The organism is Acetobacter orientalis (assembly GCF_000963965.1).
Classification (GTDB): Bacteria; Pseudomonadota; Alphaproteobacteria; order Acetobacterales; family Acetobacteraceae; genus Acetobacter; species Acetobacter orientalis.
This window is the reverse complement of sequence record NZ_BAMX01000017.1, coordinates 97,465-122,402: the sequence shown is the minus strand read 5'-3', so window position 1 is coordinate 122,402 and position 24,938 is coordinate 97,465. Positions and strand designations below refer to the sequence as shown.

Sequence of the window (24,938 nt, the reverse complement as noted above, 5' to 3'; positions counted from 1 at the left end):
CGCTTAGGCTAGGGGTGCGCGTGCAGGCGGTTTATGCCGGGCATATTGAGGAGCATATCTTGCGCGCGTTCCTGCCAGATACCCGTGAGAACTTGAATGAGAATGGCCAATAGTAAAACACCCCCAAGAATTTGGGCTGGCATGGCAATGGAGTAAACTTGGATAGACGGAAGGAGCCGGTTTAAAACCCCCAACATGGCAGGCCATAATGTACCAATAAGCACAAAAGGGGCGGACAACTGCAACGCCAGCATAAAAACATGCGATGATGTTTGCGTAATGCTTTTAGCCATATCGCCTATCATGGGCATATGGCCGGGTGGAAACAGGTTATAAGAGCCGGTGACAGCAGTTAACGGTAAAATATAAAGCCCCGTAGAGAGAAATATAACGGGAATAAGCATTGTGGCCATGTGGCTAAGTGCTGTGCTTGAAGCCCCAAGCTCTGTATCGGGCTGGAGTACGCTGGCTAAGCCGGTAAAGACAGCAATCATTTGCATGGCAATAGCAAAGCTTAATGCGACCAAGCGGGCGAGCCAGCCAAGAAAAATGCCGCATAGCAACTCTATGGCAATAATGCCAAGCGTTTGCGCGGGAGAGTTAAGGGCTGCTTTTGTAATGGGGAGCACATAGGGCTGCACGACAGGTAAAATTGTAACAGACATACACAGGGCAATACCTGCGCGTATCATCATGGGGGAAGTGGTTTCACCTAACCCCGGTGAGACCATAACAACGGCGCTTACCCTGCACATGACGATAAGGAACATGGCGGCTAGAGTGGGGAGCGAGGTGATGGAGAACGTAAAGTCGTTCATTTTAGAGCAAAAGAGAGAGCAGATGCGTGGCTCATGAGCCACCAGCGACAATCATTTGGTCAAAAATGGTCTGAGCGTAGGTGTGCAGAGTGGAATACATAAACGACCCAGTCAGTAAAAGGGCCGCCATGGTTGCCACAAATTTTGGCACGAAAGACAATGTTGCTTCGCTTATCTGGGTCATGGCCTGAAAAAGAGAGACCAATACCCCAACAAGAAGCGAGGCCAGAAGCGATGGTGCGCCCATTTTCACTGTAACAATCAGGGTTTGGCGTAAAATATCCTGAATATCGACAGCGTGGTTCATGGGGCCGACTTAGATCGACATTTTCATGACTTCTTGGTACGCCTGCACAACACGGTCTCTGATGGTGGTGACGGTTTGCAGCGTAATTTTTGCTTCTTCAACAGACGTAGCAATGCTGGTGACATCACCAGAGCCTGAAAGGCCGAGCGCACTTTGCTTTTCAGCTTTTTTACCCGTGCCAATAGCACCTTGCAGAGCACTTTCGAGAGCAGTGCTGAAATCTGACACAGCGTCAGATGAGGCTCCAGTTGCGCTGTCTTGGCTGTTTGCGCCAGCCGTTGTTTTTTGCAACTGCTGGTAAGCGTTCATCGCATCGAAGGAGCGTGTGGTGATGTCGTTTATCATCTTTGTCCATTCCCCCTCAGAGATCCTGCGCTGAGGAGATCTGAAGGGTTAGCCTTGAAAGTAGGTTCTTATTAACTCTATTGGCCCGCACAAAGCCAGTATCTTTTTGTTAGCCTTTAATGAGGGCAAGAGGTTTGTGCCAGAAAAGCAACGCGAGGCTTTAGAGCGTTTCTATCAGCTTTTTCTGGGGGGTAATAATATTAATACCCGAGCGGATAGGTATACTACTCTCGCGAGAGGCGTGGGTTCCTTGGCTTGCGTTCATAATTGCTGCGGTAGGGGTAAAGGCTTCTTCATTAAGGCGGTAGCCTGTGCGCCATAAGGTTAAGAAGGGGTCGCTTATCTCAAAAACCCGCATTTTTTTACGGATTTTGCAGACCATGACATCAATGACCTTGCCATGCGGCTCATCTTCACCGGTATAAAGGCTATCTAGTACGGCTTCTTTGTTTAAAAATTGGTTTTTACGGAGCGCAAGCAGTTCAACAAGGTCGTACTCTTTTGGGGTAAGTGGCACTAGTTTTTGGTCTACGCAAGCTTGGCGGGTGGCAACATCTACCGTAAGGCGGCCTATATGCAGAGTTTGGCTATCGTGCCCTCCTGAGCGGCGTACCACTGCGCGCAAGCGGGCGAGGAGTTCTACTGGCTCTATCGAGGTGAGTACGCATTCATCTGCGCCCAGCACTAAAGCATCTGCTGTTTGGTGTGGGGTGGTCGTGCTTACGATAAAACAAATAGGTGTTGAAAGGCGGCTGTTGCGGATATGGCGTAGCAAGCGCGTTTCTGGTGTTGGGGCTTGAATGACAACAAGGTCATATTGCGAGCGCCGTAATGTTTCAACAACACCATCTGGCTCGGAAAGCGTAATGGCAACCGTGCCATCGGCTGCGGCTTTGGTAAGGGCGGTGCAAGGGCGGCCAAGATCGTGTGCAGTATTGCTGCCTATACAAAGTATGCGCATGCTTCCGTTTCTTGGCTAAATGTTTGCCTGTTGCTCTTTGTTGCCACTCCCTAAAACCCAAGGGCAAGAGCAAATGTAAAAAAAATCTTGGCTAAGTGCGCGCCATCTCATACTCTGCGCACAGCGATGAAGCGGTGTTGGAACTATTCTGGCTCTGTTTTTCGGAGTGGTGTGATAATTTCTACGTCTCTTGGAATGGTGAAAAATATGGCAGACACAACAGCCGCAGCTTCTCTTGCCTCCAGCATGCGTGTGGCAACCACCAACCTTAGCAGTAGTGTGCACCGTGCGCTTAAGCCAGAAAACGTTGCCGCATCTGGCTTCAATGTTATTTCATCTGGTGTTGATGGCTCATCTTCTTCTGTCCAGTTTGATGCGTCTGGCCAGATTGTGCCTTCAGCTCATGGCGAGAAAAAGAATTCCGCCACATCAAGTCTGGTAAATCTGCTGGCCTAAATTTTAACGGCTGACCAAACGACACGTTATGCCTTGTTAACTTAAAAACGCTGCTAGGTGCCTGTTTTGGCAGGCAGCGTTTTGGTTTTTCAGGTGGCCAAGGCTTACGTCTTGGGGTTGCGTGTGGTTTGGAACTGTTTGAGTGAGGCTTTAGGGTGTGGCAGGGCCTCATGTGATGAGGGTGCTGTTTTTCAGGGTTGATGATACGTGCATTTCAGTTCTCTTTTTCGCGCGCACCGTTTGGTTTTGCCGTTCGCGTTTCTTCTTGCATGCACGGCTATAACGCCAGTTATGGCAGAGCCTCCTGCCGATGGGGCCGCAACAACTCAGCCAGATAAGCCCAAGCACCACAAAAAACATAAAAATAAGCATAAGCACAAGAAAACCCCAGCCCAAGATGGAACAGAGGGGCAGGCGGCCGCCGACGGCAAGCCGTTGCCAGCAGATACACAGGTCAAGGCAGACCCGCTGGACATAGGGAAAGATGGCAACGTGGTTATTCACGGGTTGCCGGGGTCGTGGCAGGCTACAGTGCTTGACCGCCCGCCCGCCCCGCCACCGCCTGTTGCGCCGAGTGCGAAGGCTGGAGCGGGTAAACTGGCCCCGGGCGTACCACTACAACCACTTACGGCTGAGCAGGTGGCAGCCGCTGCCAGTGTGGCACCACAAACACCGGTTTCTGTAAGCCGCGTTCTTATTCCTATTTCTGCGCGGGTAGGGTTGGCTGCTTTTCGCAGTGGTAACAGGTTTTTAATTGTTGTTGATAACGTAGAGCCCCTTGATACAAGCGCATTGCGTGGTGATGGTCTGTTTTCAACCTTAACAGTTGATACGCTGCCAGATGCCACGCTTATCCAGGTCTATTTGCCAGACACGCGTAACTTATACTTGTCGCAACAAGCAGAGGGTTGGGTGTTGGGCGATAAACCCCCGCCCGGCAATGCTTACGGTAACCGCCGTATTTTAATACCGCAGACCGATGATGCCGGTGTACTGTACCCCATGCGTAAGCCGGGGCGTGTGCTTGCCATTAAAGACCCGGTTTCGGGCCAGAAGCTGCTAGTAGGCACATCAGCTTTTGATGATGGTGGTGTTCTGTCTTTCCGCAAAGGGCAGGGGTATGATGTTTGGCCCTCGGTTGAGGGGGTTGTCGTCTCTCCCAATGCCCCAGACATCACGATGAAAGCAACGGCACGAGGGGCATTGCTTATGCGTGAAGGCAAGCCTTTATTGGATGAAGGCGTTGCTATTTACGCAAACGATGTCGATTCAGAATGGTTGGGTCTGAATAACCTTTCTGACCTTGCTATGGAAAAACGGTTTCAGGCGGCTCAGTTAGCGGCAGCAGATTCCAGCCCTGCCGATAGGTTTGCGCGTAGGTTAGACGCAGCTCGTGCGGCTTTTAGCAACGGTGATGCATTGCAGGCCCGCGCAATCTTGACCGTTGCGTTACAAGATGACCCCGAAGAATCTGCTCGGCCTGATGTGCGCTTTTTGCTGGCAGCAGCAGAATTGCTGTGTGGCAATATGGATGGGGCTTCTTTGCTGGATGAGCCATGGCCAGAGGCCGAGCGGCGTGCAACGCAGCTTTGGCGCGGCCTTTATGATGCCTCTATTGGGGGCCAAAATGCTGATGCAGCACACACGCTTGCGCTCGATTTTAAACGCATAGAGAGCTACCCCTCTAATATTCGTGCGGTGTTATTGCCCTTTGCGGCTGAGCATATTGGCCGCTATGGCACCCCGCAAGATATGGCGGCGTTAGACGGTTTGCCAGCCGAACCAGTGTATGATTTAGCCAAGGCTTTTAAAGCGCTCCGTACTGGCAAGCGTAAAGAGGCCATTGATACTTTCCAAAAACTTGAAACCAACCGTGACCCGGTTATTGCTGAAAAAGCGCTTGAGCAGACAACGGCTCTTCAGCTTTCTGATGGAAAAATTACACCTGAGAAAGCTGCAGATAAATTTGAAAGCCTTTTGCTTGATGCGCGCCTAGCTGGGCGTGAGGCTATGCTGCGCTTGTTGCAAGCTGATGCGTATATTCGTGCCCGTAAATGGAGCGATGCCCTTACGGCACTTGCCCAAGCCAAAGCTTACGCCCCTAAAGGCATGGATACGGTTATGTCGTCTATGCTCTCCCAGATTTTGTTGAATATTGCGCGCGATTCAACGGGTGAGAGCAACCATGATGCCCTGCTGCATGATGCCGCAATGCTGCGCGCGCATATGGCGGAACTACCGACTGGACCGCAAAAAGCAGAAGTTGTTTTGGCCTATGGCAAATTGCTGATGTCGCTTGACCTGCCAGACCAAGCGCAGCAGGCGTTTTCTGATGCGATTCCGATGTTTGATAAGCCAGATTTACGCGCTTTGGCGGGGAACGCTCTGGCTACGGCGTACTTAGACCAGAAACAGCCGGCATTGGCGGCTAATATCCTTACGCGTACAGATGATCCCGCTCTGTCTGATGATGTAAGAGCTGCGAGGCACCACATACAGGCCAGGGTGGCGCTTGAGAGTGGAGATCAGACAACAGCGCTGGGCCTTCTTGGGGCAGACCAAGCAGCGGTCTCGTTGGATATGAGTGCGCATATTCATGAAAATAAAGGCGAGTGGGCGGCGGCTGTAGCAGATTTGCGGCGCATGGCGGAAACAGATCTTCCCCCCAAAGGGGTCTTAACTCCCGCGCAGCAATTCTTGGCTTTGCGCATTGCCTCTGATGCGTCTCAAGCTGGGGATAAAGAAACGTTAAGCTGGTTGTTGGCCCGCATTGGCAGCCGGTCTCTTGATGGAGATACTGGGCGTGTTTTTGGTTTGCTGACGGCGCAAGAGAGTGCGGCTAAAGTAGAGCCGTAAAACGCTTTAATGCTCAGAGAGAGAAGAAGACCTGACTTTTTGCGCAATCTGTTGCGTGAGTTCTGGGAAAGCATTGGTCAGGTTAGGTAAGTGTTGAAAGAGGAATGTAAAAGCCAAGGCCAGCACGCATGTATTAGTGAAGGGTAAATGGTGGGAGGCAGCGCGTGTATAACGGCGAAACATGCTTCCTACCCACAACAGAAATGCTCCTGTGAGAAGAAAAGTCCAGACGCTGCCAAGCCCTACGCTGGCACCGCAAGCGCCCACAAGTGCCATATAATCTCCAGATACAAAATTGCGTCTTAATGTAATGGAGAGGCATACAAGCCCTGCGGCTGTAATAAGCCACGCAATGGCTGCGCCCAGAATAACAGTTTGGCTTGAACCCAGAAAAATACCAAAAATAAGAGCGGCCAAGAACATTGGGAAAAGAATATAGCTGGGTAGCCAGTTCTCTTTCCAATCAAATAAGGCAAGAAGGCAGGCAAAATTGAGGGCTACAATTTGCCCAATTGCTTGCGGCGCAGGGGTAAAAATAAGCAACGTAATAGAAAAAGAGGCAATAAGAAGACACAATGCGAGTATGCGCCGCCTTTCAATAGTAGGGAGATCGGTAGGGAAGGGGTGCATGCCGCCAATAACAGGTAGCCAGCGTAACAAAGCCGTATAAGAAAGCACAGAGGCCGGCCGGGAACCAGAGCGCTACACCGATAGCTGCAAAGGTAGCGTGTGCATTTTGTGCAAGCAGGCTCCAGACAAGAATAACGGTTGTGGCAGCGGTAAGAAGAATTCGGTCGCTCATTTATAGGGTACTGCATCCTAACGCCGCATGTTTGCGGTTAATGCCAAGATAAAATTGTGAGCGCAAACCATAGCTGTGCGGTAAGCGTCTGTCATGCTGGATATAAGAAAACCCGAAAAATTCCTTGTGTTATGTGTTGAGGAAGAGTTATCAGCCAAAGTAGTCACAGTTTTGGGAGGTTGGCCGCTTGCAACAAGCTTACCAACGCCTCGCAGACCATAGTAGCAAAGGGCCGCAGTGAATGTTGGAAGCCTTGTCATCTCACGCAATGTCGAGTTCTAACGGCACAGACCTGCTTGGGTTGGCTGAGCGCCGGCTAACATGGCTGGAAAAGCGGCAGTCTGTTTTGGCGGGCAATGTAGCGAATGCGGACACCCCCGGTTATGTGGCAAAAGATGTCTCCCCTTTTCAGGGGGTATTGCAAAACCAAATGGCTGTTACCCTTGCGCAAACAGAACCCGGGCATTTGTCTGGTAACAATGGTACTGCGCACGCTGCGGCAACAGGCGGCAATATTTCTATTTCTGGGAATGAAGTAAAGTTGGAAGACCAGCTTGAAAAAGTGGCTGATACAAATGACCAGCAACGCTTGGCTACCACGCTTTATAGCCGCTATACCAGCATGATTTCCACCGTACTAGGCAGCGGTTCTTAAAGGCAGCGTAGAGTTATGGATTTTACAAATACCATCGGTGTTTCCGCAGCGGGAATGGAAGCGCAAGCACAGCGCCTGCGTGTGGCAGCTGAAAACCTTGCGAATAAAGAAACAACGGGCTCTACCCCTGATGCTGACCCATACCGCCGCAAGACTATTACTTTTAAAGAAGCTCTAGACCGCACAACTGGCGTTGCAGGCGTAAAAGTAAAGGAGATAGGGCAAGATCATAGCCAGTTTGAAACCCGCTATGACCCATCCAACCCGGCAGCAGATGCTAAAGGGTATGTAAAAATGCCCAACGTGAACTCTATGGTAGAAATTATGGACACGCATGAGGCACAGCACTCTTACGATGCCAATTTAAACACAATGCAAATTACCCGCTCCATGATGACGCGGACAATTAATTTGATGAAGTAGATTGCCTGTATTTTTTGATTTGGGTAACTATTAAATAGGTATAGAAAAAACTAGATTTAGGCAGATAGGTCGTAAATTTTATCATTTTTGTGGAATGCGATAATATTGATTCCGCAAACAATATGTTTGTAATCATATTTCTCTAGTGAATTATATAATTTCTATCGATTTTTTTATATGCTCGATAAAAGCTATTTTATTAACCGATGCTGAAGCCTCTAATTCTATGATTTGTAATTGCAAGAATAGAAGACTTTGCGGAATTTTTCTTTTATGTGCCAGATAAATTTATAACTTTTATCTAAGGCTACAAGATAGTTTGAAGGCACTAAAACAAAAAGCTCCCCTTGAATGAAGCAAGGGGAGCTCTACACAATTAGCTAAATATATTTAGCTAATTAACCTTGGAACAGAGACAGAATGTTCTGAGACTGGCCGTTAGCAATGGTCAGAGATTTAATTGCCAGAGACTGTTTGGTCTGCAGAGATGTCAGTTTTGCGCTTTCAGCAGACATATCGGCATCCGTCAGGGCGCCAACGCCAGCGGTCAGGTTGTCGGACAGTGTTGAACCGAAAGAGGACAAGCTAGCAATAGTTTTTGCGCTGGCGCCAAGTTTTGAGGTGAAACGTGTTACATCCTGAATGGCTGTCTGAACATCGCTGATCATGCTGGCCAAAGTCATGGTTGGGCTAATACTAGATTGTGTACCGTCAGCTGAAATAAAGGTTGTTGCAGCGATACCGAGCATTTCAGAGAATGTAGTGCCCGTTTTCGCTGTTGTTTTTGACTGTGTACTAAGGTTGTCCATACTTCCAAAACCGTTTAGGGTGGAAGTTTGGCCAGCAAGACCGGTAACATAAACCATGCTTGTGCCGCTTGCACTTAGACCAGCGTATGTTGTCGTGTTGGCAGCGGAGCCTGCGCCTGTAAGTAAGTTTACGCCATTGATGGTCGCGCCACCTGCAATAGAGTCGATCTGATCAAAAAAGCCTTTAAGCTCGTCATTGATCTGAGAAACTGATGTGCTGCTGCTGGAGTTGTTGCCAAGAGACGTGACGGCCTGCTGGATATTATTAAGCACGCTAAGGATGTTGTTTGCAGCGGAGTCAGCGTTGCTTACAACTTTAGCTGCAAAAGTCAGACCATCGTTAACGGCTGATTGGCCAGCGATGTTGCCTTGCATTTGAGCAGCAATACCAAAAGTTGCTGGGCTATCTTCAGCGGTGGCAACTTTTTTGCCGGTGGAGACAGCGTTTTCGGTGGCGCTCAGAGCGGTCTGGGTTGCGTTCAGAGTTTCCAGAGCAACCATTGAAGAGGTGTTGGTGTTAATTGAAAGACTCATTGGTCTTATCTCCACTTTTAAATTCTGTAGGAGCAGCGCTCCTTGCAGGGCTTACTAAACGCGCCAACGGCTAAGAGAAAGTTAACGCGCTCTCTTTTTTTTGTTTTTAAAGTTACATTCAGGACAGAAAAAAACCTTTCCGACTGTTTGAGGGTGGGAAAGGTCGCTTTTAGGACTGTTCAAAAATTCTTAAAAAATCTGACTATTTATGGCTCTTTTAGAAAGGTTCTGTTGAGCGCCTTTAAATACGGGCGTGCGCGTGTGAGAGAGCCTGGTGGTGGGGCTTCAACATGGTCTGCAAATTTACTGCGTTTTGCGGGGGTTGGCGCAGGTGGGTTTGTAGATGCGGTAAGGTGGAAGCTTCGGCTTCTGGTGCAATCCATGAATCGGAAAGACCGTGTTCTGTACTGTCTATGCTTTCTGGAGGAGGAGTTTCCTCCGATATCTGATGCACTTCGGGTGTGGAGTGCAGATTATAAGACTGCAAGGTTGCCAAGTCTTTGGCGAGTTCTTCTTGTGCGTCTTCAACTTCAAGCAGAAGGCGTTCAAGCCTTCTTTCTTGATTAGGCACGCGGGTAAGGACTTCTTGCAGGCGGTCGGCAACGCTATCTGCTTTGCTGGCCATGCTATCTAGTTCAGAGCCGCTCGCTTTGGCCTGCTCAATCATTCTGCTTAAAGGCCGCCCGCTTACTTCACCTGCTACACGGAGCTTCTCAACCCCCTCTTCTGCGCTGGTAACGCTGCTTTGCAGCTTTTCTACCAAAGAAAGCAAACTGGCACGGTCGCGCTTAAGGTGTGACAGCACACGGCTGAGGTAGAAGCTGTAAATAATGCCCAGAAAAAGAAAGAAAGAGAGAATGATCTCAATGATGAGTTGGACCTGTGTCAGCATCTGTTAGATGGCCTCCAGTCTGGCCCGGTTGAGAGGGTGCGGGCGGTTGTTGGGAAGAAGAAGGGGCGTGAGCCTCATCCCCCACTGTTTCAGGGGTAAAGAGGTAATGGGTGTGCGGGTCTGCTGGGGGTACCAAACGTCGTTCTATTTTAACAGCAGTTCTATCGCGCAATCTACCCAGGCGGCCCTCAAAAAGAGGGGTTTGCCCGCATTGGATTTTGACGTGAAAAGGCGTGCCGCTGGTATGTGGAAACAGGATCTGGCTACCGGGGCGTAGGTCGAGAAGGCAGGAGAGGGGAACCACTTTCTCTTCCAAAATGGCGGAAACCTGAGCATCTGTTTCTAAAATTTCAGAAATCAGATGGTCTTCCCAAATCGAGTCACGGCCAAAATGTTCACCCATAAACTGCTGAGATAATTGGTCTCTGACAGGCTCTAGCGTAGCGTAGGGTATAACAAGTACCATACTACCATTTCTATCTTCCATATCGATATGCAGCTTGGTGGCTACAACGGCATTGGAGGCACGAGCAATGGCAGCAAAGCGCGAACTGACCTCTAGGCGCTCGAAGACGAAGTCGATGGCGCAAACGGGGCTGAACGCAGAGGAAAGGTCGTTCAGCGTAAGCGTGATCATTTTTTCTATGAGCGCGCGCTCAATGGCGGTGTGCGGCCGCGTCTCTGTGCCGGAATGGCCATGACCGCGCTGCCCCCCCATCAAGATATCAATGATGGAATAAGAAAGAGAGGGATCAATGGCGATAAGCCCGTAATTTTCCCACTGTGTTGCCTTAAATACGGCAAACAGAGTGGAGGACGGGCTAGTGCTCATGTAGTCGCCAAAGCGTACTGAGCGAATATCTTCTATGGTAATTTCAACGTTGTCGTTGGTGAAGCTACGCAGTGTCGTTGAGAGCAGCCGAACAAGTCGATCGAAAATGATCTCGAGCATGGGCAGGCGTTCATACGCCACAAACCCTGCTTTAATAACGCGCTCCATGCCTGTTTCCTCCCGTGGGGGAGGAGGCGCAAAGGTATTGCCCAGTAAGCTATCTATTTCAGACTGATCCAGCGTTTTACCAAATGCATTTTCTGGTGCGCTGTCTTCAGACTGTGGCTGAGCCTCAGGCTTGGCAGGTGGCTCAACTTCTGTATCTGTTGGCTCTGTGCTGGGCGCAGGTGTGCTCTCTTCAGGCTGGCCGTGCTCTGGGGCAGAGGGGGGGGCGGTGTCCTGAGGTTCTGAGGAGTCGTCGGCTGTGTTGTTCGTGTCCTGCATGCTCTCTCTTGCCATGATCCCGTAGGGGGAGCGAATGGAATACTACGCTGAGGTTGGCAAATTATTGGACGAGAAACTCGACAAGATACAGATTAGTAACCTGTAGAGGGGCCATGTTGGCTCTTAATCGGCGCAACATGGCTTCTCTTAGTCTGTATATGCCATTGCCACGAATGTCTTGCGCCCGGGTTTCGTGCAGGTATGTTTGGAACATATCTTGTATTTCTGGCACTTTATCTTGCAACGATGCCTCGTTTGAAGCCCCTAGAACCTCAACCTTTGCTGTCAGTTTGACGTAAACAGGGTGGCCGTCTCCACTGTCTAGGTTGGAGATGATGGTAGGGATACCAAGAAGGATAGGGGTGTTGAGCGCAGAAAATTTACCTTTTGTGTCGAGGTGGCTTTTGACTGTCGTCTGGAATAGCGAGCTTTTTTTCCATGCCACAAAACCACCACCTGCGAGCAACACGAGAGCTGCTGCCACAATAATAAGTAGTTTCTTCTTACTCTTTTTGGTGCTGTCAGGAGAAACTGACGTATGCTCGGCAGATTCATAGTCTTCGCTCTCAGGTGCGGAAAGCGGTACTCTACCGTTGGCAGTTTCACTCATATCTGAATAGCTCCAGAGTGGTTGGTATTTTGCGCACTCTACCTTGTGGGCATCGGTTTCTCAATGCCTTGCGCGAACCTTGTTCTGTTAGAGGTACAGCTGCTGGAGGTTAGGTGGGTAGGAATGAAGGCAGAAAAGGTGTTCAGTGCAGTTTAAACTGCTCATCTTTACCAATATCTGCTCCTTGGTCTTGTAATAATTCTAGCAATGTGTGGTGCACGGCGTCTTTGTAAGAAGATTGCGGTGAGCGCTGGCAGAATTGGCGAATTTTTTCTTTGTCGTATGAATAATGGAATAAGAAAATGCTAGCATCGACCTCTACACCGTGGGCAGAGCGATCAAAGGCTAAGCCGCTGACATATCCTTCGGCCCAGTTCATGAAGGTGTCTTCAACTTGGTCGTTTAATTCGGTTAATTTTAGAAATTTCTCACAGCGCGTGGTGCCTTGGCCGATAATCTCTGAGGCATGCGCTGTAGTGAGTGGTGCAACCAAAAGGCTGAAAACAAGAAGTTTGCGAAAAAAAGACATAGTGATGGAAAAATCTCGTTATTTATACATGTGCAAAAAATACAGAAAAAATAAAATATGCACAATATTTAACTATAGCGTAATTGATTGGCTGGGTTGTGGTGGTGTCATGAAAGTGGAGGCGTGCCTCTCAGCTTGTGAGAGGCACTAACAGTGCTACATAATCATTTCATCATCGTTGTCGCTTGGGCCAAGGTCAATTTCGCCTGCATTCGCCATATTTTTAATGGTAATAACAATTTCCATTTGAGCCGCGTCTGCATCTCTTACGCGTACAGGGCCGAGGGCAGAAATTTCTTCAATGAGAATTTTACCCGCACGTTTTGACATGCACTCAAGGAACATTTCGCGCACAGTTTGAGACGCACCTTTGAGAGCAAGGGGCAGTTTTTCCATGTCGATTTCTCTGATGATTTTCATCAGGTCTTCATGTTGCAGGCGCTTGATGTCTTCAAAGGTAAACATCAGGGCTTTTACTTTTTCCATGTCATCATGGTTCATATGATCCATGGCTTCAGACAGGCGCGCTTCTGTGTTGCGGTCGAAATTGTTGAAAATATCTGCCAGCAATTGGTAACTGTTGCGCCCGGAAGAGCGGCCGACGGACGTCATAAACTCTGTGCGCAAGGTGGCTTCTACGCTGTCTATAACGCTTTGCTGTACGGTTTCCATGTGTAGAATACGCGTCATGACCTCTGTCGCGTAGTCTTCAGGCAAGAGCACAAATATGCGGGCTGCATAAGCGGGCTGGAGGTGGCTGAGAATAACAGCAGACGTTTGTGGATACTCGTTGCGGAGATAGTTGGCCAGCACACCTTCAGGAATATTGACCAGTTTATCCCACATACTGGTATGGTTGGGGCCACGGATTTCTTCGATAATTTTATCGGCTAGTTCTGTAGGCAGTGCCTTGCGTAGGAAGGTTTCTGTGGTTTCGTAGTTACCAATAAGCCCCTCGGCAGCTTCAAAATTTCTAGAAAATTCGTAGCAGACAGCTTCTACAATCTGGGCGCGTATAAGCCCTAGGCCGCTCATGGCTAAAGAGATATCGCGTACTTCATCTTCATGTAATTGTTTAAGAATTTTAGATGATTTTTCACGCCCTGCCGCCAACATCAAAATGGCAACTTTCTGCCGCCCATTCAGGCTGGCCACAATGCTTTCTACTGGCATGTCTGGGTTTGTGAGCATGGCATTAAGCATTAGAGTGGTTTCTTTCTACAGAATGGGCAGTGGTGTTTAATTTTGCCAGATCAGCGGTGAGCTGTTCAAGGGGCAATGTCCAGTCAAGCGGTTGAGCCTGCTGGTAGAGTTTTAGGCTTTTATACCACGGTGAGTCTGTGCGCTGTGACAGCCAGCGCCAGCATTGGTCGTAACGCGACAAGACCCATGTTGGCTGCCCTAGCCCAGCAGCAAGATGCGCGGTTGATGTATCTACCGCAATGATAAGGTCAAGCTGTTTGGCGAGGGCTGCTGTGTCACTGAAGTCTTTTAGGTGTTTTGTGTGGTCTATTAGCGTCATGCCGGTTGGTGGGTGCTGAGCTTGAGCGCTTTGCTCACCGACTTGCAGGCTGTAAAATAGCGCATTTGGGGCAGCTTGAGCTAAGGGGGCAAGGGTGGCCAAAGAGAGCGAGCGGCGCCCATCAACGACCTCGGCAAATCTTAGGCCTGTATGAGGCGAGCCAGCCCAGACCAACCCAATTTTGAAAGGTTTAGTGGCGGCTAATGGGCTTAGGCTTAAGTCTTGCGAAAGAAGGTTTTGCCAGAAGCTATCCTGCGCTGGAGTGGTTTTGAGATAGCCCTCAGCTAATGGAATTGTGTCCAAAGTAGTGCCCAAAGCCAAGGGAAGGCTCATGATGGGGCACTGAAAATGATAGCGGGGAATATCGTCTTCTACTGTTACAAAGTGCAGATCGGGAAAAGACACCTGCATAAGCCGTAAAAGCTCTTTACGGACGAGTGTAACAGTATGCCCCCCCCGTGCTGCGGCAAACGGAATAAAGCGCGAGAATTGGAGCATGTCTCCAAACCCGCCTTCGGTATGAATGAAGAGCGTTTTGCCTTCAAGTGGTTGCCCGTTCCAGAGGGGGCCATCCATACCATGATGGCTGGTCATGGTTGTTTTCCAGCGCCATTCAAACTCGGCAAACCCTTCGGGGTATTTGCCTTGTGCCAATAGTGAAACCGCGAGGTTAAGGTGGCTCATTGGGTTGTCTGGATCAAGGCGCAAAGCAAAGCGGTGGCCTTTTTCTGCTATGGCATGGTGGCCCTGCCGGTCTAGCGCAACCCCAAGGCTGCTAAGAGCAAGTGGATGATTGGGGGTAAGGCCAAGGCACTGTTTGTAAGCGGTTATTGCGTTTGCATAGTCTTGTAGTTCAACAAGTGTGTTGCCTAAATTGTTCCAAGCATCCGGCATATCTGGAGCAAGGCTGACTGCTTTGGTGAGGAGCGCTTTTGAGGCGTCAAATTGTGCCATTGAACAAAGCAAACCACCAAAATTACTGAGTAACCTTGCATCGTTGGGGGTGAGCGCCAGTTCGCGCATGTAAGCATCAGCAGCTTGAGCAAAATTTCCTGCACGATGCAGCGCCGTTGCATCATCATGTGCATTTTGGGGTGGCGTAGCGTCCCTTGTCTCGGTTGAGCAAAAAGGGGAGCGATCATGCTGCATAAATTTAGAAACCTGCGTAAAAAGCGTCACATTACCCGGCTAAACTGTGTTTTTGCCCGATCGCGCCGCTGGAGGAAAGAAGTTTATACAGCTTTAAAAATGGTGCGTGTGTGTAAAGGGAGATGTTTTGACGGTATTGCTGGTGTCTATAACGATAACAGCGACACCCGAAAGCGGGGAGGGGGTGCGATCTTTGCGTAGGAGCGCCAGAAACCGCTTATCTGTGTGGCTTTTTTGTTCGTAATCAGCATCAAGCAAGCCGTGTCGGTCTAGAAAAATATTAAGAGGTGCAGGAATACGGATGCACCCAGCAGAGGCTGTATGGCCTAGCCTTTTTTCCAGAATATAGGGGTCTGTAGCATGCATTTCCAGGCGCATAGGGCCTTGCTCGTGGTTAGCTAGCCACCCTTTTGTACCTTGCTGCCAGCCAAAGTCCCATACGCGCATACCGTGGGTGCCATTACCCATAATGCCGTGTTCGTTTTTGGTGCCGAGAGCTCTGTACCCCAAGCGATTAGCTGTGTTTGTAAAAACACCTACGGGGGTAATGTAGTAGTCTTTGCGGCCCTTTTTGCCGGTTGAAACACGTGTGCTGCCGATTATGCGCCATGTTTGGTCGTTTAAATTAATAACGACAAGGGAAAGCCTTTGCACTTTTGGGTTGCGGTCAACAAGAACAACGACCTGACTGTTGCCAGGGCGGTATTGACTGCTTTCTAATTGTTGACGGGCAAGGCTAATCCATAACGCTTGGAGTTCGGCCGGTGGTGGCGGAGCGTGAGAAACCTCTTGTTGAAATGCTGCATGCAGGTTCTGACTTTCTTGATCGACTAAAGCGTTAGAAAGTGCAGGCGCGTTAGTAATTGGAGCAGGAAGCGGCAGTGCTGAGGGTGGCGTGGCAAGCGGCTTTGCTGGCAGTGTTGCGGTTGGTTGGGTGGGAGGCGGCAAAATTGTAGCTGGTGGATTGGTGCGCGATAAAAGAGCTGTGCTCCCGACATCTCCATCAGGAAAGAAGGAGGGGGAGGGTGCGTTACTTTGTGCTGAGGCCGCACATGAAAATGCACTTAAAAGGGTGAAAATATAAAGGCCAGCACTATAGGGCAGCCAGCGTTTACTATGACTACAGGTAAAATTAACCATGATTTGATAGAGTTAGAGCGAGGGAAAGAAGCTTACTGACCATCTACCTGCACAGAGCTACGCGCCCCTTGTTGAGCAGCGTTTTTGGACGGGAAGGTTTTGCCATTGATTGTGACATGGCTGCCGGGGTCTTGCATAGGGGCTGGCTGTTGCATGTAGGCTCCGCCCATAGCAGACCACCCGTAATCGTAAGGGTAGGGAGTGACTGGGTAAGGCGGTGGGTACCCATTATAGTCTGGCTGCGGTGGGGGTTGCGGAGGTCTGTGGTGTGGATGGTTATGATGAGAAAGCGTGCTTGGCGCGCTAGGCAGTGAGTTGCCGGGCTGAGCGTGTGCTGTACTGAATAAGGCGCAAGAGACGAGCAATGTGAGCAGGAGGAAGCGTTGCATAATAAGGCTCCTTTTTGCGTATTGGTCTCTCACATGCTCAACATGCAACGTGGTCATATGGTAAACGAGCGGCAGCACAGTAGCTGGCAACTTTAGTACTGTACTGCGTGTTTATGCTCAGATGTAATTAGCTAAAGACATGTCTTTCATGTCGGAAATGAGAATGAAAGAGGCTTTTAGGCTCGTGTTAACGTCTTGAGAATGTATGGCAACCTGAGCCACATCTACCGAGCGTGCGTTTGAAAGCTGTGTTTGCAAAGAGGTTTGCATGCTTGCAAGCAGGCTGGCGCGTGCCGTTAATGTGTTTTGTTGGGTACCAATTGTGGTTTCCATATTGGTGATCTGGGAAACTGTTGTGGTGAGAGATGCATGCAGTTGTTTGACGAGGTCAGCATAACCGCTGGTGTCAGACGACATACCGCTCATGGAAGACACTACCATGAGGTCACGCATTAAGTCTTTAATCGGGGAGCCGGTAGACGTGGAGGACACGTCTGACGCATTACCTTGGGTAGCAACGGCGCCAATTTGCATCGTTTCGCCAGAACTTATGACAGTATATCTTTGGCTACTTGCTGCTTGTTGAAGGTTTTGCGTTGTTGTGGCTGGGTTGCCTGAAGCGTACAGCGTGCTGGCAAAAATGCTTTTGTCATCGTTGGTGGCAGACGTCACACTTTCCATAATGCTGGAAGCATTAGAGGACGTGAGAGACTTTACTGTTGAAGCAATGGTAGACGCTAATGTGCTGTCAGAGAGAGAGGCGTTACCTTGCAGGGGTTTTTCGTTTGAGGCGTTGCCAGCAAAAACGTAGCTTGTGCCATCGGATGTGTTTAGGGCTGAGGTAAGCTCAGTTAAAGCGCTTTGCGCCTGTGCTGCGTAGGCATCGGTCGCGGTAGCAGACGAACCCGATGTGCCTGACATGCTCAGCAGATTTGTGGCCATGTTTTGTGCAAGAGAGGCAATTTGCTGTAACGCACTGGCCGTAATTTTAAGGCTGCTTTGCGCCTGTGTAATATTGTTTTGCCATGACGTAACCTGCGAAATTTTTGGTGCAAGACTTAATGCTGTGGCGCGGTTTGTTCCGAGGTCGGCAAAGGTCTCGCCAATAGTCTGGGTTGAGGTTTGCCATGCAATCTGAGATTGGGCCTGCGTTAATTTTTGAATGCTTGCATTCAGAATGACGGAGGCGCCGCTACTTCCGAATTGGCCAACAGATGTGCTCATGACAGAACCTTCCCCTCATTCCTAATTGATTGCGTTAAGCAGTGCTGAAAACATGGTTTGTACGGTCGAAATAACTTTTGCATTGGCTGTATATGCATTTTGCAGCGCAACAACTTTTGCCATCTCGTTGTTTACGTTAACGCCGGAAACACTACTAACCGCAGTTTGGAGTGTTGTTTGCACAGACGAGGCGTACGTGAAGCCATTGCTTGCTTCGCTTGCAACCGATGCTTGGTCTGATGTGAGAGACGTTGCAAGGGCAAGAATACCTTGTGAGCCTGAAAACCCAAGAGAAATGGAGCCATCTGGGCCTAAGCCAGAGGAAGGGGCCGCTAGGGAGCCTGTTGTGTCAGCGCTGGAGGTACCAAAAGTTTCGTTCAACACATTTGTAATGGCGCTGATATCTCCTTTGGTGGTTGATGTGTCTCCACCAGAAGAGAGTTTGGACGGGTCAGCGGTATATTCTGAATCAACGCTCAAAGCGCTGGACAGGCCAACTAACCCATTAGGGGTGGTGCCTGTGGGGTTGCTGGATGGGGTTGACGTGCTACCATTTGTAAACAAAGAGACGCCAGCGTTACTAAAGCGACTTATGAGCGTGTAAGAAAACGAATCAAGCTGGGCCTGCATTTTGGGGTAAGTTGTGTCCCGCAATGTAATGTTAGCACCCAGTGTGCCGCCAGTGAGGTGGGACTTGATATCACCTGTACCATCAAGGCTAATAAACAGGTCTGGGTTGGCGGTTGATGTGTCGCTTGAATATACCGTAGAGGCAGACAGCGTGGTGTTGCTGGCTGAAAGTGGCCACGTGCTTGTTGGTAATTTGATAGAGTTATACGGTTTGCCCATTTGGTCGGGGCGAGTTGGTAGCTCTGTACCATCTTCTGTACGTACAACCATGTCTCCGTTTGAGCTTTCTGAGAAAGTGACAGAAAGGTTGGAAGATAGGCTGTTCATTGCTTCTAGGCGTTGGTTTTCCAGATCCGCTGAATCTGCACCAGATGCCTTGAGAGACATGATTTGCGCAGAGAGGCTGCCGATTTGGGTCAACTGCGAGTTTACGGTTGAAACCGTGCTGACAATATTGTCTTGCGCAGTCTGCCGTTGTGCTGTGTAGGCATCTGAGAGCGTATGGATGTTGCTTGTGAGCGTTTTTGCGGCAGAAATCACAGCCGTCTGCGCGGAGCTTTCCAGCGGTGTTGCCGCCAAAGACGTTAAGGTAGACTGGATATTGCCCAAGCTATCAGGCAGTGAGTTGCTGCTGCCAGTGCTTGTAGTGGTATCTGTGTCTGTAGAGCCTTGAATGGAAGTAATGGCGGAGAGGGAATTACTAAGTGCGTCAGATTCCGCCACTTTTGCATTTTGGTTATACAAAGAGGCTTGAAGCGCTTTGTTGACATTTAAAACGGTAGAACCCGCAACAACACCTGCCCGCAGGCCGCCTGGTGTTCTGGAGACAACAGTTGCACTTTCACTGACGTAGCCAGACACGCTCTGGTTGGCAACATTTTGCGATACAACAGAGAGTTGGTAGTCAATAGCATGCAGCCCGCTGGTAGCGATAGAAAGCGATGATGAAAGATCCATCTGTGTCCTCATGCGTCTTGACGGCTGACCAACGCCCAGTAGTGCGCGTGCTCAATCGAAAATCGTTTAGTGTTTACCCGGTTAAGGGAACATCGGTTTACGAAAAGTTAAAATGTCCAAAAAGTCATGAAGGGGGAGACGTATTTTTCCTCACGCTTCTGGCTCAGCGGTTATTTTATCTATCGCGCTTGTGCGACGTGTTGATTCGGTTTGTATGAGCTGGAAGTTCAGGTCGTAGTCGCGTTGAATTTCGACCATGCGCGTGGCTTCTGTTACGGCATTGACGTTGCTTGATTCCAGCATGCCTTGACGAATTTCTTTGTGGGCGACGTTATGCGTCAGTGTGGTGGGTTGAAGGAGGTAATTTCCTTCAGGTTTTAAGGTATTGAGATTGTCGACTGTAACCAGATTAATGGTGCCGATTGCGCCTTCCTGCGTTGATATTGTGCCATCAGATGACACGGAGAGAATGTCATCATTCTGCCGAATGGTAATGGGGCGGCGGTAGCGGTCAAGCAGGGGGTTGCCTGCCATGTCAACCAGCACGCCGTCTGCCCTGCGTTGAAACTGACCATTGCGGGTTAGGCGTATGCCTTGGGTGGTGAGGACGGTAAAATACCCCTCACCATTAATGGCGAAATCTGTTGTGTTGCCGGTCTCACGCAAGGGGCCTTGCATATGGTCTTGATAAGTGGCGCGGTCTTGGGTGTAGGTTTCAGTTTTACCGCCGGGCAGTTGGTGAATATCTTTTTGTTTTACAATATAATCTGAAAATACTTCACGCGATGCTTTGAACCCTGCGGTGTTTGTGTTGGCAAGGTTGTTGGCTGTAACATCAAGCGAGCGGGTAAGGGCGTCAATGCGGGATAAGGCGATGTAGGTCGTGTTATCCATAGCAGTGTGCTCCGGTGGCTCAAATTAAAGACCAAAACAGTGCATAATCTGAGTTTTTTATTTCAGCAACCATTTGTGTGATGGTGGTTTGTTTGGGGCGGTTTGTGCGTGAGATTATTCTTGCATTTTCTCTAACAAAAATTTACTCCCTGTTGCTAGCGATTAAGTGATGTGTGGGGCTGGTTGTCTGTTCTGCGCATAAGATTCTGAGCCATAAGGGAAAATTCTTTGTGGCGCGAAGACTAAAGGCTCACCCGGAGGAAATTCCCCTATGATGCGTTCCCTTGATATCGCTGGTACGGGCATGCAGGCGCAGACCACGAACGTGGAAACGATTTCTCACAATATCGCCAACATGACGACCACCGGGTATAAGCGGCGCCGGGCAGAGTTTCAGGATCTGGTTTATCAGGACTTGCGTAGAGCTGGTACCATGAGTTCAGACACTGGTGATCTGGTGCCATCTGGTGCGCAAATCGGTTTGGGCGTGCGTACAGCAGGTATTTACCGCATTAATGAGCAGGGCACGCTAGAGCAGACCAATAACGCGCTTGATATGGCTGTTGAAGGGCGTGGTTATTTTCGTGTCACGCTGCCTTCTGGCGAATATGCTTACACCCGTGATGGTACTTTTTCGCTGTCTGAGGATGGCACGATTGTGACGGCCGACGGGTATATTCTTAACCCCAGCATTTCTCTGCCTAATAACGCTGAAAATATTACCATCGACCAAAGTGGGCAGGTGCAATACACGGTTTCTGGGCAGACCAATGCGCAGGTTGCCGGGCAAATTCAGCTTGTAACCTTCCAAAACGAAAATGGTTTGGCCGCTATGGGGCAGAACCTTTTTACCTCAACCACATCTTCTGGTGACCCGATTGTTGGTACGCCACAAAGCACGGGTTTTGGGTCTATCCGGCAAGGGTTTGTTGAAGAGTCTTCAGTGAACGTGGTGACGGAAATTACCGATCTTATTACAGCGCAGCGTGCGTATGAAATGAACAGTAAGGTTATTACTGCATCTGATGAAATGCTGCAGACGCTTACTAATCTGAAATAACCTGCCATGAAGCATTATGTGGCCAGCATGCTGGCGGTTGCACTCGCTGCCGCCCAGCCCGCGTTTGCGGCCACTTTGCGCCCGGCTACTGTTGTTGTTTCTGACACGGTAAGGTTGTCAGACCTGTTTATTGGTTTAGAGCCGGGGCAGGATAGAGTGTTGGGTGTTGCGCCAGCGCCCGGCAAAACCATTCAGGTTGGTGGCCGTCAATTAATTGCTATTGCTGACCAATATGGTGTGGACTGGACAGACCAGTCCTCTGCTGCGCTGGCACGCATTACGCGGGCAGGGCGAGTGCTCGATAAAGTTTTTTTTGCTGATCTGGTGCGGCGTAGTGTGTCGGGTGCGGCAGATAATGATTCCATAGTGGTGGAATTAGACGATTTTGTACCCATGACTGTGGCAGCTGATGATGCGGCGCCTGTGGTTTTGTCTGATGTGAACTGGGACCAAAAAAGCGGACGGTTTACAGCAACTGTGTATCGGGCGCACCCTTTGGGAGAGGGAGAGCTTGACACCTTTTTGCTGCGCGGAAGTATTCGTGCTGCCCAGTCTATTTTGGTCTTTACGCATATGATGCCCGCTGGGGCAACGCTCTCCACTGCTGATGTGCGGGTGAATGATTCTTATACTGGCCATGTTACAAACCAGATGTTTTCAAATGCAGCAGCTATTGCGGGCATGACGTTGTTGCATAGTGTTGTGGTCGACCAAGTTGTTTTGGATCGGGATTTGCAGAAAACGGTGGTTATGCACAAGGGTGACCCTATTTTGTTGTCTTTCCGCTCGCCTGGCTTACATTTGGCGGTAACGGGGCGTGCGTTAGAAGATGGTTATGATGGGCAGTATGTACGGGCTTTAAACCTCGCGAGCAAAATGATTGTAACTGGCCGAGTGGTTAATGGCTCAGAATTGGATGTGGACGCGACATCTGGCCCGGTGCCGTCTGATTCAGCGACTTTGCGGCGTTTAACGTCTTCATCTAATGCGGCTTTGGGTAGCCAGCGTCGTTCTGCCGGGTGGTAAGGCTATGGTAAAAGGTGAGTTGTGGTGAAGTGTCGAGCATCAGGCTTGGTTCTGCTTAGTCTTATAGGGTTAGCAAATTGCTCTGGCTTGGCGGAGTTGAGCGAAACAGGGCACCCGCCCCGCATGACGCATACATCAGACCCAACTTTGGCGCCTGAATATAGGCCTGTAACAATGCCTATGCCGCCTTTGCAGCCGCCCCCCACAGAAGTGGGTAGTTTGTGGCGGCCGGGTAGCCGCGCTTTCTTTAAAGACCAGCGTGCCTCTCAGGTGGGTGATTTGTTGACCGTTAAGGTTGAAATTGCCGATAATGCCAGCCTGACGAACAACACTACTGCCGTTGGGAGTGGTTCTGAGGATTTTGGGATACCAAGCCTTTTTGGTTTTAAAGGGAAGGCGCTTTCTCATGTTACAGGCTCAGACGCTTTAAACACCAGTAGTGCGAGTGCCAATGCTGCTACGGGTAATATCAGGCGTGTTGAAGCTGTTGCGTTAACGTTGGCAGGTACTATTACGCAAGTCTTGCCAAATGGTAATTTTGTTGTTGTGGCAAGGCAAGAGGTGCGCATTAACGGTGAGTTGCGCCAGCTTATGGTGACTGGCGTTGTGCGCCCGCAAGATATCACGGAAGATAACACCGTTACGCACGATAGGATTGCTGAGGCGCGCATTTCTTACGGTGGGCGTGGTCAGTTGACCAAGCTGCAAACCCCTCGTTATGGGCAGCAGATTTTGGAAAGTGTTTTGCCTTTCTAACTCTGGGGTGCTTGCCTTCTCGCAATGTGGTTGTGGTTTAACTTGACAGTGTTGTCATGTTGGCAGCATGCAGTGTAGAATAATTAAACTTTTTCTGCTGTGAATTTGACGGTTTAGGGTTCTTTACTTTTGCGATGAAGGCAAAGGCGAAATAGCTCTTATGGCATAAGGCGTGGCAGCTATGGCAGGGTTTGAATTGCCCAAGGAGATAAGTGTGAACGACGGCGATAACGTGTTCGGTAAAGGGGCAGAGCCCACGCAGACCATTCTTGCGCCTGGTCTGACCATTATGAATCTGGAGTGCGAAACTGCAACGCCTATTATTGTGGGTGGTACGGTACGCAATGTGCAGCTGACAGCGCCTGTGGTTGATATTCTTGAAACCGGCATGTTGTCTGGCGAAATTACAGCCGACGATGTCATTATTCGCGGCCGCGCAGATTCTCTTACGGTACACGCTAAACGTTTCTACGCTTCAGCTACGGCAAAGTTGCAGAACTGCACAATTTTTATGGAGGGTCGCAATGGGTGCGGCATTCATAAGGATGCAGAATTTACCGGCGAGATTAAAATTGCTGCGGCTAACACCCCAAGCAAGCCCCGCACGGAAGCTCCTAAAGCAGCGACAGCACCTGTGGCTCAAAAAAGCGCGCCTCAGGCCGCGGCTGTAACCTCCACCACTGTGGGTGCACCTTCTTCCGTGTGGGATCATATGGACGAGGCATTGAGCTCTGCTGCTACGGCTGATGGGCACGCAGTGCTGACAGACACAGCAGAAAGACTGCCCTGAAGGTAAAGAGGCTATGCCCGCACTGTGTGGGTACAGCTAGGCTGCGCTGCCCCTGTTTGTGTGTAACGAGTGGGGGCAGGAGTTTGCTTTTTTGACGTTTTTTTCTTTTCGTCTTCGGTGTGGGTGGTGATGCTGATACCCCGTTTGTCCTTTGGCAAACTTGTGAATATGTCTTCCAGCCTTATGGTGCTCTTGCTGGCCATTAACGTGCACTCTATCGTTAGCGCCTTGTGGAGTGATGATGCCAGTGCGGTGTCGCCGGGGTTGGTGTCACCTGCAAAAGCTGCGTCGGCCACGGCGCATGATGTGGCGCCACCGCCGGCGGCTGCGCCAGATTCAACAAATGCCAGCTCCCAAGTGGATAAAAACGCAGCGGAAGGCTGGATGTCTGTACCAACGCCAGATCTTGGCGATAGCAAGGCAGGCTCAGTAAGCGCTGAAAATGCAGCATCTGCTCCAGCCGCCCCAGAAGACTGTGCTAATAATTTGGGGTGTGGTCATGCTGTGGTTTCTGCCACAGGTGAGGTTGACCCGGCGGTTAAGCGGGCAGAAGCAGACCTGATAAAAGACATTTTGGCGCATCAGTCTGAAATGGGTGGGCAGCAGAAAGAAATTGCCGCGCAGCAAAAGGTGCTTGATGCCGCGAAAGCGGCGCTTGATGTGCGGATGAACGACCTTGATGCATCTCTTGCGCAGCTAAAGCAAAAGCAGGAGGCGCAGCGTGCTGTGCTGGACGGCGAAACAGACCGGTTGGTGAAAATTTACGAAGACATGCCACCCAAAGAAGCCGCCGCTGTTTTTAATATTATGGATTTGCATGTTCTGGTTGCGGTCTCTTCTCGCATGAATACCAGAAAAATCTCTGCCATTATGGGCAATATGTCGCCTGAACGCGTAAACCTGATCTCGCAGTATATGGCGGGTATTAGAAGCTTTAAAAATACAGCGCCAGAGACTGAGGTAAAACAGACTGCATCAACGGAGCAAGGGTGGTGGAACGGCCAACCAGCACCTGTTGTACCTGCTCAACCTGCGCATAAAGTGGGGGCACCAACACTGGCTGATGGTAAGCCAGTGCTCATGCCTGCTTTTGTGCCAGCCAAGCCATCGCGCCAATAAAGCGTAATG

General features: G+C 49.9%; 26 protein-coding genes. 9 read left to right on the top strand and 17 right to left on the bottom strand.

Going from position 1 to position 24,938, the window contains the following annotated elements:
- Nucleotides 1-8: 8 nt before the first annotated feature.
- The 4 genes from Abor_RS07850 to Abor_RS07835 form a co-directional block, all read right to left on the bottom strand.
- The gene (locus Abor_RS07850; protein WP_232015130.1) at nt 9-860 is read right to left on the bottom strand and encodes a flagellar biosynthetic protein FliR; all 852 of its coding nucleotides are present in this window, start codon (nt 858-860) and stop codon (nt 9-11) included.
- Nucleotides 850-1,125, bottom strand: coding sequence for a flagellar biosynthetic protein FliQ (locus Abor_RS07845; protein WP_048841281.1), 276 nt, complete (start codon nt 1,123-1,125; stop codon nt 850-852). The genes Abor_RS07850 and Abor_RS07845 overlap by 11 nt, the downstream gene beginning before the upstream one ends.
- Before the next feature lie 9 nt (nt 1,126-1,134).
- Nucleotides 1,135-1,470, bottom strand: coding sequence for a flagellar hook-basal body complex protein FliE (locus Abor_RS07840; RefSeq protein ID WP_048841280.1), 336 nt, complete (start codon nt 1,468-1,470; stop codon nt 1,135-1,137).
- Nucleotides 1,471-1,630: 160 nt separating this feature from the next.
- On the bottom strand, nt 1,631-2,431 hold the full coding sequence (locus tag Abor_RS07835) for a response regulator transcription factor (protein WP_048841279.1): 801 nt from the start codon (nt 2,429-2,431) through the stop codon (nt 1,631-1,633).
- A gap of 207 nt (nt 2,432-2,638) precedes the next feature.
- Here Abor_RS07835 and Abor_RS07830 point away from each other — a divergent pair, with 207 nt between their 5' ends.
- Entirely contained in the window at nt 2,639-2,887 is a 249-nt protein-coding gene (locus Abor_RS07830; protein WP_048841278.1) for a hypothetical protein, read from the top strand.
- Nucleotides 2,888-3,178: 291 nt separating this feature from the next.
- Nucleotides 3,179-5,743 carry a tetratricopeptide repeat protein gene (locus tag Abor_RS07825; protein WP_126621115.1) on the top strand — a complete coding sequence of 855 codons (2,565 nt, stop codon included), beginning with the start codon at nt 3,179-3,181 and terminating at the stop codon, nt 5,741-5,743.
- 6 nt (nt 5,744-5,749) lie between these two features.
- Here the strand turns inward: Abor_RS07825 and Abor_RS07820 are convergent, their stop codons facing one another.
- Nucleotides 5,750-6,421, bottom strand: a complete 672-nt coding sequence (locus Abor_RS07820; protein ID WP_146855160.1) for a hypothetical protein — start codon at nt 6,419-6,421, stop codon at nt 5,750-5,752.
- 365 nt (nt 6,422-6,786) lie between these two features.
- Between Abor_RS07820 and Abor_RS07815 the strand changes: the two genes are divergently transcribed.
- Together Abor_RS07815 and flgC are read left to right on the top strand one after the other, a co-directional pair.
- Nucleotides 6,787-7,200, top strand: coding sequence for a flagellar basal body rod protein FlgB (locus tag Abor_RS07815; protein WP_048841274.1), 414 nt, complete (start codon nt 6,787-6,789; stop codon nt 7,198-7,200).
- Between the two features lie 15 nt (nt 7,201-7,215).
- On the top strand, nt 7,216-7,623 hold the full coding sequence (gene flgC / locus Abor_RS07810; protein WP_048841273.1) for a flagellar basal body rod protein FlgC: 408 nt from the start codon (nt 7,216-7,218) through the stop codon (nt 7,621-7,623).
- Between the two features lie 398 nt (nt 7,624-8,021).
- Here the strand turns inward: flgC and Abor_RS07805 are convergent, their stop codons facing one another.
- From Abor_RS07805 to flgF, 12 genes are all read right to left on the bottom strand, one after another.
- Nucleotides 8,022-8,966 (bottom strand): flagellin N-terminal helical domain-containing protein, encoded by a 945-nt coding sequence (locus tag Abor_RS07805; protein ID WP_048841272.1) that lies wholly within the window; start codon nt 8,964-8,966, stop codon nt 8,022-8,024.
- A 241-nt stretch (nt 8,967-9,207) separates the two neighbouring features.
- The gene (locus tag Abor_RS07800; RefSeq protein WP_052946394.1) at nt 9,208-9,858 is read right to left on the bottom strand and encodes a DUF6468 domain-containing protein; all 651 of its coding nucleotides are present in this window, start codon (nt 9,856-9,858) and stop codon (nt 9,208-9,210) included.
- A complete protein-coding gene (fliM, locus tag Abor_RS07795; protein ID WP_084594430.1) occupies nt 9,830-11,134 on the bottom strand; it encodes a flagellar motor switch protein FliM in 1,305 nt (434 codons plus the stop codon). The genes Abor_RS07800 and fliM overlap by 29 nt, the downstream gene beginning before the upstream one ends.
- A gap of 61 nt (nt 11,135-11,195) precedes the next feature.
- Nucleotides 11,196-11,744: a flagellar basal body-associated FliL family protein gene (locus Abor_RS07790; protein WP_052946393.1), complete on the bottom strand. Its 549-nt coding sequence runs from the start codon at nt 11,742-11,744 to the stop codon at nt 11,196-11,198.
- A gap of 142 nt (nt 11,745-11,886) precedes the next feature.
- Nucleotides 11,887-12,273 carry a hypothetical protein gene (locus tag Abor_RS07785; protein WP_048841271.1) on the bottom strand — a complete coding sequence of 129 codons (387 nt, stop codon included), beginning with the start codon at nt 12,271-12,273 and terminating at the stop codon, nt 11,887-11,889.
- Between the two features lie 156 nt (nt 12,274-12,429).
- Nucleotides 12,430-13,476, bottom strand: coding sequence for a flagellar motor switch protein FliG (locus Abor_RS07780; protein ID WP_232015127.1), 1,047 nt, complete (start codon nt 13,474-13,476; stop codon nt 12,430-12,432).
- Nucleotides 13,469-14,944 carry a tetratricopeptide repeat protein gene (locus Abor_RS07775; RefSeq protein WP_052946395.1) on the bottom strand — a complete coding sequence of 492 codons (1,476 nt, stop codon included), beginning with the start codon at nt 14,942-14,944 and terminating at the stop codon, nt 13,469-13,471. Before Abor_RS07775 ends, Abor_RS07780 begins: the two co-directional genes overlap by 8 nt.
- 93 nt (nt 14,945-15,037) lie before the next feature.
- Nucleotides 15,038-16,084, bottom strand: a complete 1,047-nt coding sequence (locus Abor_RS07770; RefSeq protein ID WP_052946392.1) for a L,D-transpeptidase — start codon at nt 16,082-16,084, stop codon at nt 15,038-15,040.
- A 32-nt stretch (nt 16,085-16,116) separates the two neighbouring features.
- Nucleotides 16,117-16,473, bottom strand: a complete 357-nt coding sequence (locus Abor_RS07765) for a hypothetical protein (protein WP_126621113.1) — start codon at nt 16,471-16,473, stop codon at nt 16,117-16,119.
- 117 nt (nt 16,474-16,590) lie between these two features.
- A complete protein-coding gene (locus Abor_RS07760; RefSeq protein WP_048841269.1) occupies nt 16,591-17,697 on the bottom strand; it encodes a flagellin in 1,107 nt (368 codons plus the stop codon).
- A 21-nt stretch (nt 17,698-17,718) separates the two neighbouring features.
- Entirely contained in the window at nt 17,719-19,296 is a 1,578-nt protein-coding gene (gene flgK, locus Abor_RS07755) for a flagellar hook-associated protein FlgK (protein ID WP_306310235.1), read from the bottom strand.
- Between the two features lie 138 nt (nt 19,297-19,434).
- Entirely contained in the window at nt 19,435-20,178 is a 744-nt protein-coding gene (flgF, locus tag Abor_RS07750) for a flagellar basal-body rod protein FlgF (RefSeq protein ID WP_048841267.1), read from the bottom strand.
- Nucleotides 20,179-20,452: 274 nt separating this feature from the next.
- Between flgF and flgG the strand changes: the two genes are divergently transcribed.
- From flgG to Abor_RS07725, 5 genes are all read left to right on the top strand, one after another.
- Complete coding sequence (gene flgG / locus Abor_RS07745) at nt 20,453-21,238, top strand: flagellar basal-body rod protein FlgG (RefSeq protein ID WP_179193339.1); 786 nt, start codon at nt 20,453-20,455, stop codon at nt 21,236-21,238.
- Between the two features lie 6 nt (nt 21,239-21,244).
- The gene (gene flgA, locus Abor_RS07740; RefSeq protein ID WP_232015123.1) at nt 21,245-22,264 is read left to right on the top strand and encodes a flagellar basal body P-ring formation chaperone FlgA; all 1,020 of its coding nucleotides are present in this window, start codon (nt 21,245-21,247) and stop codon (nt 22,262-22,264) included.
- Nucleotides 22,265-22,288: 24 nt separating this feature from the next.
- On the top strand, nt 22,289-23,020 hold the full coding sequence (flgH, locus tag Abor_RS07735) for a flagellar basal body L-ring protein FlgH (protein ID WP_086551529.1): 732 nt from the start codon (nt 22,289-22,291) through the stop codon (nt 23,018-23,020).
- 214 nt (nt 23,021-23,234) lie between these two features.
- Nucleotides 23,235-23,810 (top strand): bactofilin family protein, encoded by a 576-nt coding sequence (locus Abor_RS07730; RefSeq protein ID WP_126621112.1) that lies wholly within the window; start codon nt 23,235-23,237, stop codon nt 23,808-23,810.
- A 129-nt stretch (nt 23,811-23,939) separates the two neighbouring features.
- Nucleotides 23,940-24,929, top strand: a complete 990-nt coding sequence (locus tag Abor_RS07725; protein ID WP_126621111.1) for a MotE family protein — start codon at nt 23,940-23,942, stop codon at nt 24,927-24,929.
- Nucleotides 24,930-24,938 lie beyond the last annotated feature (9 nt).

Excerpts from the sequence above, each read along its gene's own strand:
- Abor_RS07800 (WP_052946394.1), bottom strand. The coding sequence starts at position 9,858 with ATGCTGACACAGGTCCAACTCATCATTGAGATCATTCTCTCTTTCTTT.
- flgF (WP_048841267.1), bottom strand. The coding sequence starts at position 20,178 with ATGGATAACACGACCTACATCGCCTTATCCCGCATTGACGCCCTTACC.
- Abor_RS07765 (WP_126621113.1), bottom strand. The coding sequence starts at position 16,473 with ATGCAACGCTTCCTCCTGCTCACATTGCTCGTCTCTTGCGCCTTATTC.
- Abor_RS07760 (WP_048841269.1), bottom strand. The coding sequence starts at position 17,697 with ATGAGCACATCTGTTGGCCAATTCGGAAGTAGCGGCGCCTCCGTCATT.
- Abor_RS07830 (WP_048841278.1), top strand. The coding sequence starts at position 2,639 with ATGGCAGACACAACAGCCGCAGCTTCTCTTGCCTCCAGCATGCGTGTG.
- flgK (WP_306310235.1), bottom strand. The coding sequence starts at position 19,296 with ATGAGGACACAGATGGATCTTTCATCATCGCTTTCTATCGCTACCAGC.
- flgC (WP_048841273.1), top strand. The coding sequence starts at position 7,216 with ATGGATTTTACAAATACCATCGGTGTTTCCGCAGCGGGAATGGAAGCG.
- Abor_RS07840 (WP_048841280.1), bottom strand. The coding sequence starts at position 1,470 with ATGATAAACGACATCACCACACGCTCCTTCGATGCGATGAACGCTTAC.
- flgG (WP_179193339.1), top strand. The coding sequence starts at position 20,453 with ATGCGTTCCCTTGATATCGCTGGTACGGGCATGCAGGCGCAGACCACG.
- Abor_RS07815 (WP_048841274.1), top strand. The coding sequence starts at position 6,787 with ATGTTGGAAGCCTTGTCATCTCACGCAATGTCGAGTTCTAACGGCACA.
- flgA (WP_232015123.1), top strand. The coding sequence starts at position 21,245 with ATGAAGCATTATGTGGCCAGCATGCTGGCGGTTGCACTCGCTGCCGCC.
- Abor_RS07780 (WP_232015127.1), bottom strand. The coding sequence starts at position 13,476 with ATGCTTAATGCCATGCTCACAAACCCAGACATGCCAGTAGAAAGCATT.
- Abor_RS07805 (WP_048841272.1), bottom strand. The coding sequence starts at position 8,966 with ATGAGTCTTTCAATTAACACCAACACCTCTTCAATGGTTGCTCTGGAA.
- Abor_RS07825 (WP_126621115.1), top strand. The coding sequence starts at position 3,179 with ATGGCAGAGCCTCCTGCCGATGGGGCCGCAACAACTCAGCCAGATAAG.
- Abor_RS07770 (WP_052946392.1), bottom strand. The coding sequence starts at position 16,084 with ATGGTTAATTTTACCTGTAGTCATAGTAAACGCTGGCTGCCCTATAGT.
- fliM (WP_084594430.1), bottom strand. The coding sequence starts at position 11,134 with ATGCAGGACACGAACAACACAGCCGACGACTCCTCAGAACCTCAGGAC.
- Abor_RS07835 (WP_048841279.1), bottom strand. The coding sequence starts at position 2,431 with ATGCGCATACTTTGTATAGGCAGCAATACTGCACACGATCTTGGCCGC.
- Abor_RS07785 (WP_048841271.1), bottom strand. The coding sequence starts at position 12,273 with ATGTCTTTTTTTCGCAAACTTCTTGTTTTCAGCCTTTTGGTTGCACCA.
- Abor_RS07725 (WP_126621111.1), top strand. The coding sequence starts at position 23,940 with ATGCTGATACCCCGTTTGTCCTTTGGCAAACTTGTGAATATGTCTTCC.
- Abor_RS07775 (WP_052946395.1), bottom strand. The coding sequence starts at position 14,944 with ATGCAGCATGATCGCTCCCCTTTTTGCTCAACCGAGACAAGGGACGCT.
- Abor_RS07845 (WP_048841281.1), bottom strand. The coding sequence starts at position 1,125 with ATGAACCACGCTGTCGATATTCAGGATATTTTACGCCAAACCCTGATT.
- Abor_RS07790 (WP_052946393.1), bottom strand. The coding sequence starts at position 11,744 with ATGAGTGAAACTGCCAACGGTAGAGTACCGCTTTCCGCACCTGAGAGC.